This is a genomic window from Streptomyces sp. SID13726, assembly GCF_010548375.1.
Classification (GTDB): domain Bacteria; phylum Actinomycetota; class Actinomycetes; order Streptomycetales; family Streptomycetaceae; genus Streptomyces.
The window spans coordinates 1-485 of record NZ_JAAGLY010000322.1; the positions used below are offsets into that span (position 1 = coordinate 1).

Annotated in this window: 1 protein-coding gene; it reads left to right on the plus strand. The window is 78.4% G+C overall.

The features are described 5' to 3' along the window. The coding region (locus G3I78_RS47865; RefSeq protein WP_164436890.1) for an FAD-binding protein at positions 1 to 485 on the plus strand (485 nt) is incomplete at both ends.

Genomic DNA, 485 nt, shown 5'->3' on the forward strand with positions numbered 1-485 from the left:
GGCGGCTGCGCGCCGGCGGGGCGGGCCACTCCTTCACCCCCGCGGCCGTCACGGACGGGCTCCTGCTCGACCTGGACCGCGTCGGGCTCGTGGAGCGCATCGCACGCGGCACGGGCGCACCCGGCGAGGCCGACGCCGACGCGATCCTCGTGACCGTCGGGGCGGGGATCCGCCTGCACCGGCTCAACGAGGCCCTCGCGGCCGCGGGCCTGGCCATGCGCAACCTCGGCGACATCGACCGGCAGTCGATCGCCGGCGCGATCTCGACGGGCACGCACGGGACCGGCGCCGGGCTCGGCGGGCTCGCCACCCAGGTGCGCGGCGTCCGCGTCGTCGGGGCGGACGGCGAGGTCCGGGAGGCGACGGCGACGCGGGACCCCGACCTCTTCGAGGTGAGCCGCCTGGGGCTCGGCGTGACGGGCGTCCTGTCCGCGGTGACGCTCGAGGTCGTGCCGGCGTTCCTGCTCCGCGCGCAGGAGGAGCCG